This is a genomic window from Candidatus Synechococcus spongiarum (genome assembly GCF_900047545.1).
GTDB lineage: Bacteria > Cyanobacteriota > Cyanobacteriia > PCC-6307 > Cyanobiaceae > Synechococcus_B > Synechococcus_B spongiarum_C.
This window is the reverse complement of the sequence record NZ_FITM01000078.1, coordinates 1-15,545: the sequence shown is the minus strand read 5'-3', so window position 1 is coordinate 15,545 and position 15,545 is coordinate 1. Positions and strand designations below refer to the sequence as shown.

Annotated in this window: 19 protein-coding genes; 11 read left to right on the top strand and 8 right to left on the bottom strand. The window is 61.4% G+C overall.

Translation table 11 applies throughout. The annotated features are described in order from the left end of the window. Positions 1-254, top strand: a 254-nt coding sequence (locus FLM9_RS03105) for an ankyrin repeat domain-containing protein (RefSeq protein WP_143324574.1), incomplete at its 5' end; no start/stop codon positions are given. A gap of 502 nt (positions 255-756) precedes the next feature. Here FLM9_RS03105 and FLM9_RS03095 read toward each other — a convergent pair. After that, positions 757-1,665, bottom strand: a complete 909-nt coding sequence (locus FLM9_RS03095; protein ID WP_074457209.1) for an SPFH domain-containing protein — start codon at positions 1,663-1,665, stop codon at positions 757-759. A gap of 80 nt (positions 1,666-1,745) precedes the next feature. Between FLM9_RS03095 and FLM9_RS03090 the strand changes: the two genes are divergently transcribed. Beyond that, entirely contained in the window at positions 1,746-2,180 is a 435-nt protein-coding gene (locus tag FLM9_RS03090) for an NfeD family protein (RefSeq protein ID WP_074457208.1), read from the top strand. Between the two features lie 34 nt (positions 2,181-2,214). Here the strand turns inward: FLM9_RS03090 and recR are convergent, their stop codons facing one another. Beyond that, the gene (gene recR / locus FLM9_RS03085) at positions 2,215-2,793 is read right to left on the bottom strand and encodes a recombination mediator RecR (RefSeq protein WP_074457215.1); all 579 of its coding nucleotides are present in this window, start codon (positions 2,791-2,793) and stop codon (positions 2,215-2,217) included. Between the two features lie 151 nt (positions 2,794-2,944). On the opposite strand from recR, the gene FLM9_RS03080 reads away from it, so the two are divergent. Further along, positions 2,945-4,486: a carboxypeptidase M32 gene (locus FLM9_RS03080; protein WP_306806777.1), complete on the top strand. Its 1,542-nt coding sequence runs from the start codon at positions 2,945-2,947 to the stop codon at positions 4,484-4,486. On the opposite strand, the gene FLM9_RS03075 is transcribed toward FLM9_RS03080, so the two are convergent. Further along, positions 4,380-5,546 (bottom strand): FAD-dependent oxidoreductase, encoded by a 1,167-nt coding sequence (locus FLM9_RS03075; protein ID WP_218969728.1) that lies wholly within the window; start codon positions 5,544-5,546, stop codon positions 4,380-4,382. The two genes, FLM9_RS03080 and FLM9_RS03075, sit on opposite strands and share 107 nt — an antisense overlap. Before the next feature lie 98 nt (positions 5,547-5,644). On the opposite strand from FLM9_RS03075, the gene FLM9_RS03070 reads away from it, so the two are divergent. From FLM9_RS03070 to FLM9_RS03045, 6 genes are all read left to right on the top strand, one after another. Beyond that, positions 5,645-6,838 (top strand): carboxylate-amine ligase, encoded by a 1,194-nt coding sequence (locus tag FLM9_RS03070; protein ID WP_074457214.1) that lies wholly within the window; start codon positions 5,645-5,647, stop codon positions 6,836-6,838. Continuing rightward, positions 6,835-7,458, top strand: coding sequence for an NADH-quinone oxidoreductase subunit J (locus FLM9_RS03065; RefSeq protein ID WP_074457205.1), 624 nt, complete (start codon positions 6,835-6,837; stop codon positions 7,456-7,458). Before FLM9_RS03070 ends, FLM9_RS03065 begins: the two co-directional genes overlap by 4 nt. After that, on the top strand, positions 7,458-7,778 hold the full coding sequence (nuoK, locus tag FLM9_RS03060; RefSeq protein ID WP_102135462.1) for an NADH-quinone oxidoreductase subunit NuoK: 321 nt from the start codon (positions 7,458-7,460) through the stop codon (positions 7,776-7,778). The genes FLM9_RS03065 and nuoK overlap by 1 nt, the downstream gene beginning before the upstream one ends. Before the next feature lie 7 nt (positions 7,779-7,785). Next, on the top strand, positions 7,786-8,430 hold the full coding sequence (locus tag FLM9_RS03055; RefSeq protein ID WP_143324573.1) for a hypothetical protein: 645 nt from the start codon (positions 7,786-7,788) through the stop codon (positions 8,428-8,430). 30 nt (positions 8,431-8,460) lie between these two features. Continuing rightward, positions 8,461-8,814 (top strand): type II toxin-antitoxin system RelE/ParE family toxin, encoded by a 354-nt coding sequence (locus FLM9_RS07950; protein WP_143324572.1) that lies wholly within the window; start codon positions 8,461-8,463, stop codon positions 8,812-8,814. A 113-nt stretch (positions 8,815-8,927) separates the two neighbouring features. After that, complete coding sequence (locus FLM9_RS03045) at positions 8,928-9,875, top strand: NAD(+) kinase (protein WP_074457202.1); 948 nt, start codon at positions 8,928-8,930, stop codon at positions 9,873-9,875. On the opposite strand, the gene FLM9_RS03040 is transcribed toward FLM9_RS03045, so the two are convergent. Then, on the bottom strand, positions 9,872-10,597 hold the full coding sequence (locus tag FLM9_RS03040; protein WP_143324571.1) for a glycoside hydrolase family 24 protein: 726 nt from the start codon (positions 10,595-10,597) through the stop codon (positions 9,872-9,874). The genes FLM9_RS03045 and FLM9_RS03040 overlap by 4 nt on opposite strands. 227 nt (positions 10,598-10,824) lie before the next feature. Continuing rightward, entirely contained in the window at positions 10,825-11,664 is an 840-nt protein-coding gene (locus FLM9_RS03035; protein WP_074457200.1) for a TIGR04168 family protein, read from the bottom strand. Between the two features lie 60 nt (positions 11,665-11,724). On the opposite strand from FLM9_RS03035, the gene nadA reads away from it, so the two are divergent. Both nadA and FLM9_RS03025 read left to right on the top strand, forming a co-directional pair. Then, positions 11,725-12,705, top strand: a complete 981-nt coding sequence (gene nadA, locus FLM9_RS03030; protein WP_438801327.1) for a quinolinate synthase NadA — start codon at positions 11,725-11,727, stop codon at positions 12,703-12,705. Positions 12,706-12,824: 119 nt separating this feature from the next. Next, positions 12,825-13,145, top strand: a complete 321-nt coding sequence (locus FLM9_RS03025; RefSeq protein ID WP_074457199.1) for a hypothetical protein — start codon at positions 12,825-12,827, stop codon at positions 13,143-13,145. Here FLM9_RS03025 and FLM9_RS03020 read toward each other — a convergent pair. From FLM9_RS03020 to FLM9_RS03010, 3 genes are all read right to left on the bottom strand, one after another. Next, positions 13,142-13,741: a ferritin gene (locus FLM9_RS03020; protein WP_074457211.1), complete on the bottom strand. Its 600-nt coding sequence runs from the start codon at positions 13,739-13,741 to the stop codon at positions 13,142-13,144. The two genes, FLM9_RS03025 and FLM9_RS03020, sit on opposite strands and share 4 nt — an antisense overlap. Before the next feature lie 280 nt (positions 13,742-14,021). Then, positions 14,022-14,711: a haloacid dehalogenase type II gene (locus FLM9_RS03015; protein WP_218969727.1), complete on the bottom strand. Its 690-nt coding sequence runs from the start codon at positions 14,709-14,711 to the stop codon at positions 14,022-14,024. A 16-nt stretch (positions 14,712-14,727) separates the two neighbouring features. Further along, a complete protein-coding gene (locus tag FLM9_RS03010; RefSeq protein ID WP_257242979.1) occupies positions 14,728-15,270 on the bottom strand; it encodes a helix-turn-helix domain-containing protein in 543 nt (180 codons plus the stop codon). Positions 15,271-15,545 lie beyond the last annotated feature (275 nt).

The following is a 15,545-nucleotide window of genomic DNA, read 5'->3' as shown; positions in this document are numbered from 1 at the left end:
TAGAAACTGTTGAGGCTCTCATTCAGGCAGGGGCTGATCTTAACTCACAAGATAAATATGGGCGGACTGCTTTGATAGGTGCTTCTAGGAACGGCTACCTAGAAATTGTCAAGGCTCTCATTCAGGCAGGGACTGATCTTAACTCACAAGATAAATATGGGAAGACTGCTTTGATGGTTGCTTCTAGTGAAAATCAACTAGAAATTGTCAAGGCTCTCATTCAGGCAGGGGCTGATCTTAAACTCACAACATAAAGATGGGCTGACTGCTTTGATAAACACTTCTTATAATAAGGGTCGCCTAACGAACTTCCCCCTGCTACCCCCCGGCATCTGCATCTCCCCAGACCCGCTCTTCCTCATCAATTTCATTGATCGCAGCTGGCAGAGAAGATCTTCGCTGCGGTAAGAGAGCACTTGCGAGAGCAAGGTCTGATGATGAGAGAGGGCACGGTAGTAGATGCCAGCATTATCCACGCTCCCACCTCCACCAGGAATCGCAAGAGGGAGAGGGATCGGGACATGCATCAGACCTGTAAGGGGAACCAGTAGTTCTTCGGCATGAAGGCCCACGTTGGCGTGGATCAAGAATTGGACTTGATCCATGCAGTGTCCACCACTGGCGTCAACGTCCAGGAGGTGACCATGGCGGCAGAGTTATTGCATAAGATACAGACTGCGGCAACCACAGCGACGAGCCTGTCAAGCGTGGGCTTCCCTTGCTCCCTCAACTGTTCTCCCCTCAAGGACCCCCCTACTAGGATGCCTGCTGCAGGTCCTTCAGCGCCGCCAGCAGGGAGGCAGGGCTCTGGGGATCCACCATCAGCACGCTGCCGGCCTTGGCCTGGGCCAGTTGCTCCCCCATGGTCATCCAGTCTTTGGCCAACAGGAGCCGTAGGGCTTCGGCCGCCGTGGGGTGCTTCTCCAGGACCTCTGCCAAGGTGGTGGCGGCCTGCCCACGGGCTTCGGCCAACAGCTTTTGCTGCTGAGCCGTGGCCTCCGCACTGATCACCACGGCCCTGCTCTCCGCCTCCTTCTCCAGCACCAGCGCCTCGGCCCGACCACGGGCCACGTTGATGGCGGCTTCCTGCTCCCCTTCGGAATCCAGGATGGTGGCCCGTTTGCGACGCTCCGCCGTCATTTGTTTTTCCATGGCCGCCGTCACGCCGGGGGAGGGAAGAAGCTCCCGCAGTTCCACCCGGGTCACCTTGATGCCCCAGGGATCTGTTGCCGCATCCAGTTCCTGCAACAGGCGGTCGTTGATGGCTTGGCGGGCACTGAACGTCTGATCTAGGTCCATGAGGCCCACCTCGGAGCGGATCTGGGTGAGCACCAGGTTCACCAGCGCGGTTTCCATGCTCAGGACGGCGTAATAGCTCTTGAAGTGGTCAACCAGTTGCCAGTAGATCACCGCATCCACGGAGATGGCCACGTTGTCCTTGGTAATGCAGGGTTGAGGCGGCACGTCCAGCACCCGCTCCTTGAGGGACTGCCTGGACACCTCCTTCTCCAGGAACGGCACGACAACGTTGATGCCCGGTGTGAGGGTGCGACTGAAGGTGCCCAGACGCTCAACCAGGACGGAGTTGCCCTGCTGGGTGATGCGGAGACTGCGCAAGCCCAGCAGGACGACTAGGAGCAGGGGCGCAAAAGCCAGGGGGTTCATGGCGACCAGCGGCTGTGATGGTGTCAGGCTAAGCCTATGGTTCTTGCCATGTTTCTCGTGATGTTGCTCGCCGATCCGCCATGGTGATCTGGCTTGGTCTGGTGCTGGTTCTCCTCCTGCTCACCATGGCGGGTGTGGATCTGGACGGTCTCCTGGAGGCCCTGTTGGCGGCCCTTGCCCTGGCTGTGCTGACGGGTTTTGTGCCATCCACGGCTCTGGTGGCCCAGTTCGTCCTGTTTGTGGTGCTGGGACTGCTGTTGTTCGCCGCATTGCGCATCGGCCGCAAACCCCAACCAGGCGGTGGGAACACAGACCACGGCCTGGGCACAGCCGTGGTGCTCTCGGCCGAGCCCCAGCCGGAGCGGTGGCGCGTGCGCTGGCGGGGTCAAAGCTGGGCTGCGTTGAACAGTGACCCCACCATCCCCTTGCAGGTGGATGAGGAGGTGTTCGTGGTGGAGCACCAAGGCACCTGTCTGCAGGTGATTTCCAAACGCAGCCTGCTGGCCAGCGATTGATGGGCAAGCGGGGTTGCAGTCAGGGAACCAGTAGTCAGCCCATCCTCTGGCGGCCTTCCAGAGCCCGGGCCAGGGTCACCGCGTCGGCAAATTCCAGTTCACTCCCCATGGGCAGGCCGTAGGCGATGCGGGTGACGGGGCAGAAGGGTTGGATGAGACCGGCCAGGTACAGGCTGGTGGTGTCCCCCTCCACGCTGGGGGTGAGGGCCAGGATCACTTCCTCAATCGGGTTCCGGCTGATGCGCTGGATAAGGGCCTGCACCGTGAGCACGTCCGGCGTCACACCGTCCATGGGGGAGATGACCCCACCCAACACGTGATAGACCCCGTGAAACTCCCCACTGCGCTCCAGGGCCAGCAAATCCTTGGACTCCGCCACCACACAAATCTGATTCTGGCGGCGGCGCTGATCTCGGCAGATGTCGCAGAGCGGGGCCGTCGCCAGGTGGAAACACTGTTCACACTGGCCCACACAGCGCCTGGCCGTCAGCAGGGCCTCGGCAAAGGCCTCAAGCTGCTCCTGGGGCTGGCGCAGCAGGTACAGGGAGAGGCGTTGGGCGGTGCGGGGACCAATCCCCGGCAAGCGCTCAAACTGTTGGATCAAGCGAGCCAGGGGTTGGGTGAGGGGGCTCACGGCAGGCGCCGGGGGAACAATAAAAAAGACGCTAAGGGGCAGGCAACCGCTTGAGCTGCACTCCTCTCAATTCACTGTTGCCACAGCCAGCACTCAGCTAGACAAGATCCATCATTGTCGGCCATTGCTCTTGTCCACAGCAGCCTTTGATCAACTCCGTCAACACCAGCGGGAAACCCACGTGCTGGCCAGCATCAGCAGTTGCCTGTATTGGGACCAGAATACGGCCATGCCCCCAGCCGGTTCCGCCTGGCGTGGGGAGCAGCTTGCCTGGGTAGCTCAACAACTCCATCGCCGTCAAACCAGCAACCACTATGGGGACTTGCTGGCGGCTGCAGAGGCCGGCCTCTGCCAACTTCCCCCTGACCACCAGGCGGCCTGGCGGCGGAACCTGGCCTTGATGCGGCAGCAGCGGGAGCGCCAGCGTCGCCTGGACCCTGATCTGGTCAATGCCCTGGCGGCAGCCCAGACCCGGGGGTACAGCCTTTGGCAAGAGGCCAAGCGCAATCAGGATTTTCCCGCCTTTGCACCGGCGTTGGAGGTGTTGATCCGGCTGCGGCTGGAGCAGGTGCGCCAGTTGGCGGAGCCCCGCTCCCCCTGGGAAACCCTGGCTCAACCCTTTGAGCCGGACATCAGTCATCAACGGCTGGAGCAGTTGTTTGCCCCCCTGCGCCAACGGCTGCCGGAACTGGTGGAACGGGTCCGCAGTACATCGCGCCCGCCAGCGCCCCCGTGGACTCTGGGCCAGGCGACGCAGCGCTCCCTCTGTGAGCAGTTGTTGACATCCTGGGGTTTTGACGAGCAGCGCTGTGTGCTGGCCAGTTCCCCCCATCCCTTCTCCACTGACCTGGGTCCCGAGGATTTCCGCATCACCAGCCGCATCCTGACCTACCAACCCCTCAGCGCGTTTCTGGCCACTGCCCATGAGTGGGGCCATAGCCTCTACGACCAGGGTCTGCCGGGGCGGGAGAGCCCCTGGTTCGGCTTGCCCCTGGCGGCCCCCACGTCCATGGGGGTCCATGAGAGCCAGTCCCTGTTCTGGGAAAATCGCGTGGCGCGGGGGCGGGCCTTCAGTCAAGTGTGGTCACCCCGCTTCGCGGAAGCGGTTGGCGCCACCCCCTGGGGGGACGCGAACGGTCTCTGGCTGGCCATGAATCCCCTGGACTCCGGCTTGATTCGCGTGGAAGCCGGTGAATTGAGCTATTGCCTCCACGTGCTGCTGCGCTATGAACTGGAGACCGACCTGCTGGAGCGCCACCTGCCCGTGGCCGAACTGCCGGAGCGCTGGTGTGCCCAGACGGCCCGCTATCTGGACATGACCCCCGCCCACGTGGGGGAGGGTTGTCTGCAGGACGTGCATTGGAGCGAAGGCCTGTTTGGTTACTTCCCCAGTTATGCCCTGGGTCACCTGATCTCCGCCCAGTTGGCGGAGGCCATGGAGGCCGAAATCGGCCCCATCGAGGGTCATGTGGCTGCGGGTGAGGAGCGCCGACTCCTGGGCTGGCTCCGCCGCCATGTTCACCCGCTGGGGCGCTGGGTGAATGGCGAGCAACTGGTGCAACAGGTTACCGGCCGTCCCCTGTCCGCTGCCCCCTTCCACCGCTATCTGGAGTCCAAGCTGGACCGACTGCTGGCTGTGCAATCGAACGGCGACGTCCTGTGCGTTCGCTGATCTGGCGGCTCCTCTGCTGGGAGTCGTGAACAATGGGACGCCGTTCTCTGTCGTAGGCCGCCAGGGCGGCAAGGGGATCACCGGGATGGGCCGCGATGCTTGCGGCCAATACACCGGCATCTTCCAGGCCGGTACACATGCCCCGCGCCTGGGAGGAACTCATGGCATGGGCGGCGTCACCAATCAACGCCAGTGGACCCAATGTCAGGCGCGGCAGGCAGTCAATATCAAAGGAGTAGTTGCACACCAGTGCAGTGGCGGGTGTAGCGGCAAAAAGGGCCTGCACGTCGGTTGGCAGCTTGCCCACCTCAGCGGGCGGCGGCGGCTCGGCCAACCGCTGCCGGCGCAAGACAGCCGTTGCGGGATAGACCTCTTCGCAAAAGAAGCCCCAGTGGGTCCAGGCCTTGCCTTGCTCGTCGTGGCCCAGATCAAGGATATTGGCATAGATCCCGCGGCCACGGGCATAGACGATGAAATCTCCCTGGCAACAGAATTGGTCGTCCTGCACCAGCCCCCGCCACACCCGATCCCCCAGGTAGTGGTAACGGCGTTCCGGCGCCACCACGGCAGCCAGGGTGGAATGGATGCCGTCGGCGCCAACCAGCAGGTCACCACACCAGCGGCACCCATCGCTGAAGGTGGCCGTAATCCGGGGGCCACCACCTGAACCGGCCAACGGCTGCTGCACATCGACGGTCTCCAGGGCGGCGCCACCCCAAAAGGCGGTGGCGTCAAACGCTGACCAGAGCCGGTTGAGAATCAGGGAGCGGCGGATCAGCAGGGACGGGCGCCGGGATGGGTTTTCGTTGGCCGGCTCGCTGCTGATGGGGTCACCGCGCAGGTTGCGGAAGCAGAACCGCCGCACGGGCTGGGCGGCTGCCACCAGCTCGTCCACGATCCCGCCGAGCCCGGCTTGATCCAGGGCCACCAGCCCGCGACTCATCAGCAGGATGCCGCACCCCTGGGTGCGGGGCTGCGCTGCCCGCTCGAACAGGGTCACGTCATGACCCTGGCGTTGCAGCAGGACGGCCAGGGTCAGGCCACTGGTGCCGGCGCCCACCACACCAATTCTTAACGCTCCCAAATCTGTTACTTCTGAATCGTTTCTATAGAGTGCAGCTTAGCGGGTTCTATTGGTTTGTTGAAGGGAAGCCCACCATGACGGACAGCAGCGATCAGTTCCCTATCACCCTGGGGGTGGAGGAAGAGTTGTTTCTTGTGGATCCCCAATCCGGAGATCTGTTGGTTGATCCCGACGTGGGGATTTTTGAGGCCTGCGGAAACACCTACGGTCCCCACAAGGTGGTGCGGGAGTTTTTCCGCTGCCAGATTGAAACCAACACCCGGGTCTGCCACTCGGTGGCGGAGGTGCGCACGGCCTTGCAGGAGACCCGCGGAATCGTCGCGGATGCGGCGGCACGGCACGGGGCCTCGGTCATGGCCTCATCCACCCACCCCTTTGCGGCATGGCAGGTGCAGAGGATAACGCCCAGTGAGCGCTACCAGCGCTTTCTCGCCAGCTTCCAGGACGCGGTCCGGCATTTCGTGATCAACGGCATGCACGTCCATGCCGGGTTCGGGGATCCGGAGACCCGCATCCTGGTGATGACCGCTCTGCGCCGCTACCTACCCCTGCTCCACGCCTTGTCCAGCTCGTCGCCGTTCAGCAGCGGCCGGGAGACGGGATTCAAGTCCTACCGGTTAAACCTGCTGAGCGCCCTGCCCCGCACCGGGATACCCGGCCCGCTGTATTCCCAGGCGGACTACGATCGTCTGATGACTGAATACCGGCGGATAGGCTTCCTTCGAGATGGCAGCGAGCTGTGGTGGGATATCCGACCGTCCCACTTCTTTCCCACCATCGAACTGCGCATCTGTGACGTCTGCACCCGCATTGAGGACGGGGTGGCCATTGTGGCGCTCTATGCCTGCCTGATCCGTTGGCTACTGCGCCAGGCACACATGGGCACGCTGCCGACGGAACCGCTCACTGAACTGATTGAGGAGGAACGTTGGATTACACAGCGTCATGGCGTGTTCCCCCTCTTCGATCACCGCAGTGGTGACGGGGGCAGGATGGGGCGTCCCCACACCTTGGAAGAACTCCGGGAGCACTTGGCGGAGGACGCCCAGGTCCTGGATTGCGAGGCGGAGTTGGACCACGCCCTCGTCACCATTGCCCGGGACGGCACCTGCGCAGATCGCCAACTGGACCGTTACCACCGCAGCCGCCAGGAAGGCGACGGTCACCAGGAGGCCCTGCGGCACGTGGTGGATCTGGTGTTGACCCACACCAAAGAACACCATGCTCGGGGCACTACTCTGGGGAAGAATCCAAACCAGACGGCATGAGCCTTGCGCTCTCCACCCAGCTCATTTGCTTCCTGCTGCTCTCCGGCGCCCTGCTGTTGGGAGCTTTGGGGGTTGTACTGCTGCCCAACGTGGTCTATTCCGCCTTTCTCCTGGGTGGTGTGCTGCTGTCCATGGCAGGGCTCTACCTGCTGCTGAATGCCAGCTTCGTAGCCGCCGCTCAGGTGTTGGTGTACGTGGGAGCCGTCAACGTGTTAATCCTCTTTGCCATCATGCTGGTGAACAAGCGTCAGCCCCTGCGACCCATGCGGGTGCTGCTGCTGCGTCGGCTGCTGTCGGTGGGGGTCTGTCTGGGACTGCTGGCCCTCCTTGTCCAGGTGGCCCTCACCACCCCTTGGGCCCTCCCTGGTCCCCCATCCATCGGTGAAGCCGCCATCATCCGCATTGGCGAGCATTTCTTCACGGATTACCTGCTCCCCTTCGAAGTGGCCTCGGTGTTGTTGTTAATGGCCATGATTGGCGCCATTGTGCTGGCACGCCGTGATGTGCTGGCCCGTGACGTGGTCACTGGCGCGCCCGCGGACCAGGCCCTTCTGGAACGACAGCGCTCACCCCTTCTCCCCAGCCAGGACGCCTCCTCTCCATCAGCGCCTTCCCCATGATGCCCATCACCGATATTCCCCTTCAGGCTTACCTAGTGGTGGCCGCCATACTCTTCTGCATCGGTGTCTGGGGGCTCATCAACAGCCGCAATGCGGTGCGGGTGCTGATGAGCATTGAACTCATGCTCAACGCCGTCAACCTGAACATGATGGCCTTCTCCAGTTATCTGGACGGGGACCAGGTGCGGGGCCAAGTATTTGCCGTATTTATCATCACCGTGGCCGCTGCCGAGGCCGCCGTGGGGCTGGCGATTTTGCTCTCCCTCTACCGCAACCGCGACACCGTGGACATGGAGCAATTCAACCTGCTGCGGTGGTAACACCACCTTGTCGTTCACAGTCTTTGCCATCTATCCTTGGAATCGGCCCTCCCTTGCAGCAATGACCACAGCAGAAGCGACTCTTGGCACTGGGTCTTTTGATGAGGCCATTAGGGCGTTGGGCGGCTACGTGATGGAAGCTGTGCCCAGACGGCTGAGCAGCTTTGTCACGTGGCGGAAGCGTTGGACGCTCGCGCAGCGCGAGCTAAAATCTTTTGTCAAGCGTCGGAAGCGTCGGAAGCGTTGGAAGCTCGCGCAGCGCGGGCTAAAATCTGTTGTCCTAGTGTTTCTGGTGCTTTTTGTCAGCTTCCAACTGTTCCTTCTGTTCCTTGCCGGGATAGCCGCCAGACACCAGACGCAACAGTTGGCCCGGTGCATGAACCAGGAAACGTTTGACGGTGACGAGGGGCTGGCTCTTCTGAAGACGATTGCCAAACACTGCGGAGATCAGGTGCGGAAGCTTGATGACTCTTACCGGCAGTTGACCCGCCTAAAGCTCTTAAGGTGGTCGCCCCTCAATGGCGTGGTCATGGACCAGTTGGACACCCTGATTTGTGAGTTAGAAGATGTGGGTGAGACTGCTGCCCTATCTGCCAGCCCTGAGGTCACAGCCACCATCATGGAGCAGTTGGCTGCCCACGGCATTGCCTGATCAACGGTTTGACTAGTTGGACTGCCTGTGGTGATAGAGCGGCGACGGGAGCATTCCAGTGAGTTTGAGAGACATCTCCAATCACTTCTCAAGAAGGATCGAGATTTGCGTCAAAAGGTTGAAAAAGAGCTGGAGTTGCGACGTAAACAGGGTCCAGGCAAGGATCCCCTTCTGAAAGGAGTTAATTGCCGTCCCGTCTTCAAAATGCGGGTTCAGGCCCAAGGCTGTGGCAAACGTGGTGGTGCCCGTGTCATCTACTACTGTGACCACGAGCGTCTTCTTGCACTCTTGATTTTCCTGAAGTCCAAGAAAGCCAACATGAGTTCAGAGGATCTCAAACAGATTCAGGCTGCCCTCCAGGATGCCGGCCTCTGGCCCAAGTGAGTGGCCATGGGCGGTACCACGGAACCCCTTCGGAGCAACTCAGGTGGCTCCTCCGCGCTGACCCACCCTCTGGTCCCGGCCAACCGTCGCCCTGTCCTCTAGCTTGAGTTGCCGTGAAGCTGACCTCTGTCTGGCTGATCTGCCGCGACGGGACGCCCCTGGCGGACCGTTGGGCCCACCTCTGTGCTGAACAACTCGGTGGTTTTGGCGCTGTCTGCCATATTGCCCGCAGCGGGCTCAACTGCAACCCCTTCCCAGATTTGTTGGCCACGGGTTTGCCGGATTTGACGGTGGTGCTGGGGGGGGACGGCACCGTGCTCAGCGCGGCCCGTCACCTGGCCTCCTATGAAGTCCCGCTGCTGGCCTTCAACGTGGGTGGCCACCTGGGCTTCCTCACCCATGCCCCCAGCCTGCTCCACCAGGGGTCGGGGGTCGGGGAAGACAGCGTCTGGCAGCGCATCCGCGATGATCGTTACGCCGTCACCCGGCCCATGCTGCTGGAGGCGGCTGTGGATTACGGGGACGGGAGGCTGGACTACGGCCCGGTTGGGGACCTCCATCTGGCCCTCAACGATTTCTACCTTCGCCCTGGTCTGGATGATCGCTCCCCCACCTGTCGCCTGGAGTTGGCGGTGGATGGGGAAGTGGTGGACCAGGTACAAGGGGACGGACTGATCGTGAGCACCCCCACCGGCTCCACGGGCTACACCCTGGCCTCCGGTGGACCCATCGTCCACCCTGCCATTGACGCCATTGTGGTGAGTCCCATCTGTCCCATGAGCCTCTCCAGTCGCGCCGTGGTGCTGCCCCCCCGGGCCCGCCTGGCCATCTGGCCCCTGGGGGAAACCGGCCGGGTGGTGAAGCTGTGGAAAGACGGGGCCTACGCCGCCACTCTTCATCCTCGGCAGACGTGCATTCTGCAACGGGCCCAACGCCATGCCCAGATGCTGGTTCTGGGGCAGCAGCCCTCCTATTTCAAAACCCTGCGCCGCAAACTCAACTGGGCTGGCAGCCTTGGCAACGGGCCGCTCTCATCCCATGATGTTCCACCATCCACTTAAGAACGGGAGACCAGGCTTCCCGGCTCAATGGGCGCCCCGCCGTAGGCCACGTGATCCAGGAGACACATCAACTCCCCGTCACAATCCGCGGAGGTGGCAGCGGGAATCCACCGTTTGGGTGTCGAGTGGGATGTTGAATGGTTGTCGGCCGCCAGGGAAGGGGGGAGCACAGGCGGCGGCACGAGCGGCCTTGTGGCAACCCATGATGGACTCTCGCGGCGAACCTTTGCCAGATTTCCGTTGTAAAACTGCAGGAGATTGTAGAACCTGCGCACGGGTTGGCCGTAGTAACTGTGGCCGGAGTGTTTGGGGAAGGAAGCCCACTCCGGTGCCAATCGGTGAGCAAGTTCCTTGGTAAATACGCCATGATCAGCTAACCCCAGCGCCTTACGGCGGTAGATCAAACAGAGGGCAGCTTTATCTTGGTTTTGAGGACTGAAGTCTCGTAACCCGAGGTCTTTTTTCACCATTCGCCATGTGGCGGGCAGGAACTGGTAGGCTCCCGCGGCGGCGGAGGAATACCGGCGGTGAATGATCTTGTCGGGATGGCGCCACAGGCCACGAACATGAAAAAGACCGCCTCCATACTGAACCCGGTAGCCGTCCTCTTTTCCCTGCGTCCAGGTGCCCTCGGCATAACGAATGGTGTTCAGGAGAGCCTTGCGCTCAGGGGTCACTTCAAAATTAATATGGCGGCACTTGCTGGCCGCAAGAGCCGGCATGGTCCAGGCAACACAGGCCAGAGCCAGGGGTAAGAGACTCCGCAACACTTGCCGAACGCTCCAGAAAATGAGTTGAACTCGCTTGCAACCGCAACGTTGCCAACGCGGACAACCATAGGCAATGGGCTCTGTGGACACTAGCGCAAATGACCATTTTCCCTTGACGGTGAAGCCTGTCCACGGCCGGGAAGGAAGGAATCCCTCTGCTGGCTGTCCAGGCCCCGCCATCACCCGCCTGGGACTTGATAGAGACACTCTTGCCGCCGCAGGGTGACCTCCGCATCAAACCAGCATTGCGCTGCCCAGAGCAACTGGTTGCCCTGCAGATGCACCATGGCAAAGTGACGCAGGGGGTAGCCCTGTTCATCCTGGCGGTGGCGGGGCACTACGGCGGCGTTGAGATAGGCCGTGTTGTGGCGATCCAGCAGGAAGGAACGACGCTGACCGCCCCCCCTGAGACGATGATGCATGTGGCCAAACACCACCAGGGGAAGGGGACGATGGCGGCGGATCCGGTTGATGGCCGCGGCCAGGTCCAGATCACCCCAGTCCCGTGCGGGGCGGCACCAGTCCCGACCGCAGACATCATGGGCGGCGCTCCCCAGCCCCGTTGGACCCACATGGGCCAGGAGCACCAGGGGATCCTGGGCCGATACCGTGGCTGCCGCCGCGGTGATCCGTGCGATGGAAGTCTCCAGGGGCACAGGACCCCAGACGGAGCGCACAGCAGCCGAGAGCACGTAGCCGCCGCCAGAGCTGGCGGGACGACCGCCAACAACCGCTAGTCCAGGAGGCTCCAGCCGCCGCAAACCCCAGCCGCAATGCACGTCCCCCAGCAGATGCAGCTGGCGGCTCAACACCTCGCCATGGGCATCTCGGGCAGCGTCATGGTTGCCCAGAATGCAAGCCACCGGATAGGGAAGCCTTGCCACCATCCGACTCATGCGGTCGTCCCCCTCCCCCAGATCACCCACCACCAACACCACATCCGGATCCAGCCGCTCCAGGATGCGGTCATCGACGGCATCCCATAGACCATGTAAATCTCCGGCGATGGCAATCCGCATTGGGCAGCGGCCCATTCAGGACTTGGTTAGGCTTAAGCATCCTGCCTGACTTTGTCTCCTGTGTTTGCCGCAGCACCACCGCTGGAAGCGCAACCCGAGTTGGACCATGGCCCCAGCCCAAGGGATCTTCCGGCAGCCATTGCGGAACTTCGGCAGCGGCGGCGGGCCACCATCCTGGCCCACTACTACCAGGAACCCAAGATTCAAGACATTGCCGATTGTATTGGTGACTCCCTGGAACTCTCCCGGCGGGCCGCCGAGACGGATGCGGACGTGATTGTATTTTGCGGGGTTCACTTTATGGCGGAGACCGCCAAAATCCTCAACCCCTCACGTCTGGTGCTGCTCCCTGACCTGGAGGCCGGCTGCTCCCTGGCTGAAAGTTGCCCACCTGAAGCCTTTGCCAAGTTCCGGGACCAGTATCCCGACCATCTGGTGGTGAGCTACATCAACACGTCGGCAGCCATCAAGGCCCAGAGTGATTTGATTTGCACCAGCAGCAACGCCGTGGACCTAGTGCGCCAGTTACCGCCAACCCAGCCCATCCTCTTTGCGCCGGACCGCAACCTGGGCCGGTGGGTACAGCAGAAAAGTGGCCGCCCCATGGTGCTTTGGCCTGGAAGCTGCATCGTCCATGAAACCTTCAGTGAGGCTGCGGTGCTGGCGCTGAAGCAGGCCCATCCGGAAGCTGCGGTGATTGCCCATCCAGAGTGCCGGGAAAACCTTTTGGACCTGGCTGATTTTATTGGCTCCACCAGTCGTTTGCTCAGCCATAGCCGCAGCGCCGCTGCCCCGGCGTTCATTGTCTTGACAGAGCCCGGCATCCTGCACCAGATGCGCCGGGCCATGCCCGATAAAACCTTTCTGGAGGTGCCGGGACTGGATGGGTGCAACTGTAACGCCTGCCCCCATATGCGTCGCAATAGCCTGGCCAAACTCTGGCGCTGCCTGGAGACCCTGGAGCCCCGCATTGAATTGGCGGAGGACCTGCGTCAACGGGCTTTGGTACCCATTCAGAGAATGCTGGCCATGAGCCGCTGAGTTGGTTGTTGCCTCAATCGGTGACCAACGCTACACGGTCTTGTGACCCTCGTCGTTCTGTGGGGACGCAACCCGGCCAAGATAAAAAAATTCGTACAAACGACGCGCTTTAAGTGATCATGCTCGTCAAGACCGTTATTGCTGATCTGCTCTGGGAAATGGAGTTTCTGCAAGGTCGCTGGGCCATGATGCATCAAGATTGGCAAATCCTCAACCAACACCCTCTAAACCGGCAAGTCCGGAACCATCAGGTCATGAACCACAGGTTGCAAGGGGAGTTGCGCAGCCTACGTTGCCGTGTCCAGCATGTGGAAAACATTGCCCAGTCCCTCCCTGCCGGGAGTGGCGAAGCCATGGGACTGAGCCTGCTTCGGGCCATCTGCAGGAGAGTGCTGACCCAGAGCGATGAGCGGCACTGCTCCCTCGGCAGCCTCGTCTAGCTGCCCCCGTCCTTCGCCAACTGGGGGCGGCCATCCTCGCCACGGCTCAGTTCCTGGTCAATCAGCAGCAACGCTGCAGCGTCCTCACCGGCCAGCCGCACCCGGCTCATCATATAGGCAGCCTGGGCTTCCGAATCCGTCTGCTGCTGGATGATGCCGTCCAGGAAAACGGAGGTGATGTAGTCTCCAGCCCTCTCGGCCATGGAGTAAATCTGCTGGGCTGAGGCTGTCACCGCAACTTCGTTATCAAAGATGAACTGGGTGGCGGCTTCCACGCTGTCCCAGTTGTCCGTGTTGGGTTGCAGGGTGGCCAGTTCAACAGGTTGGCTGCGATCAATGAGGTGATCCGCCACAAGGCAGGCATGACGGTGTTCGCTCAGGGCCTCCTGGCGTGCAAATGCGGCAAAGCCTTTCAGGTCCCGCTCGGCAAACCAGACGGCCAGATGGAAGTAGTCATAGCTGGCTTGCAACTCCATCTGCAGGTGGAGTTGCAGATGGCTCAGAACATCGGGCGCCAGGGTGCGGGGCACGGGGCGACGGCGCTGGGCGGAGCGACTGGTCAGGGCCAGAGCTTCGGTGCTGGGTGTTGTGGTCATGGTGCTGCGGTCTCCACGGAAGGTTGCCCGATCAGGGGTCACTACAATCATAATCAAACATGATTTAGTGGCAAAAACAACGTTGTTTTTGTAACATTTATCACAAGCTCTAGTGAGCTTAGTGGTGCCACTGGTGGCTGGCTTGCCGAAACTGGGTGCAATGCTTCAGTCGGCGAGACCCCATGCATTCCGTTGTCTCAGTCCACCGCAAGCGCAAAAAGGGCTGTAAGCGGTCCAAATGCAGCAAATGGAAGGGCGGCGCCTGCCGCTGTGGTCGTGATTAACAGCCAAGCTGGTGGGCCAACTCCAGCACGCTTTCACTGACCACGTCAAAAGTGTGCTCAGCCTTGCAATCACGGTCCTGCCGGAGGCCGTATTCCGTGGGTCGTGCGATGAAGGCTGTGCGCAAACCGCAGGCCTGGGCAGCGAGGAGATCACTGTTGTGGGCCGAGCACATCATCACCTCTCCATGTGTTAACCCCAACCAGTCCACGCTTATCAGATAGGCTTGAGCCATTGGCTTGTAAGCCTGCGCTGGCTCGGCCCCCAGGATCACGTCCCACGGCAGCCCTGCGGCCTTGGCCATGTTGACTAGCAACGCCACGTTCCCGTTGGACATGGTGCCAAGTATGAACTGGCTCTTGAGCCGCACCAACCCTGGCACCGCATCTGGCCAGGGATCAAGCCGGTGCCAAGCCCGGTTGAGGTGGTCAACCTCCGGTTCCGGTAGGCCAGTAATCCTGAACTGCTTCAGCACCTCCGTCAGTCCTTCGCGGTGCAACACATCGAGTCGCACGAAGTCTCGTCCGCCGCGGCGCACTTGTTCCATGGCTGGCTGATACTTGCCGCGCCAGGCATCCGCGAAGCCGGTCCAGTCAGCGGTAATGCCCTTCGGTTCCATGAGGGTCCTGGCTTGGCGTGCGACACTTTCCCGCCAGTCCACCACTGTGCCGAAGACGTCAAACAGCAAGGCCTTGACCGTCACCTTAGCTGGCTTCCTGGACCAAAGACAGAAGATGGGGGGAGACCCTTGTTCCAGGACCCGAGTCCACTTCCAGGAGGTGGGCTTGCCGCGCCTTGCTGATCAAGCGGGTGGTGGTCACCCGGGTGGTGCCGATGAGCTCGGCAATGCGCTCATGGCTCAGACGGAACGAGAGGGTACACCAATCCCCACAGCGCCGCCCCAGCCGCGACACCAGCAAACCAAACAGGGCTTGAAGCCGCAATTCAGCGGTCTTGAAATGGCGGATCCGCAACAACTGCAAGGTCCACTCGTTCACGGTGCAGACGCCCCTGTCACTGCTTTCCGGGTGAACCACAAAGCTGAGGCTGGTGAGCGCCTCAATACACACTCCTTCGCTGCAAAGACGGTCCGTCGTGATGCGGTCGTTCTGCTGCAGGAACGCCAGGGTCATGCCCTGGGTTTCCTCGCAGGGACAGAGCACGCGTCCGACACCGTCAAGAACCTCAATCTGCCTGGATTCACCGGCACTCACCGGATCCAGGAGAACCGTTTGTCCAGCAGGCATGCGGATAATCCCCCGTGGGGTTTCCGGCATGGGTCGATACAGAGGGGAGAGAGTCGTCACAACCAGAGGAATCATCCAAGACCTGAACCCTAGGCTCAATTCTGATTTATTGCAAGGGATTCTCAATTAAAAGAGAATTATAGAGACTGGTTCTCAAGAAGAGTGTTGCAGGGGGTTGGGCCGTCTGGGCAAGGCTCTGGGTCTGCGCACCGTCTTGGAAACCCCAATTCTGGATAAGGGGAGGCGGGAAACCTGCCCTTGTGCTGGCTTGGGGC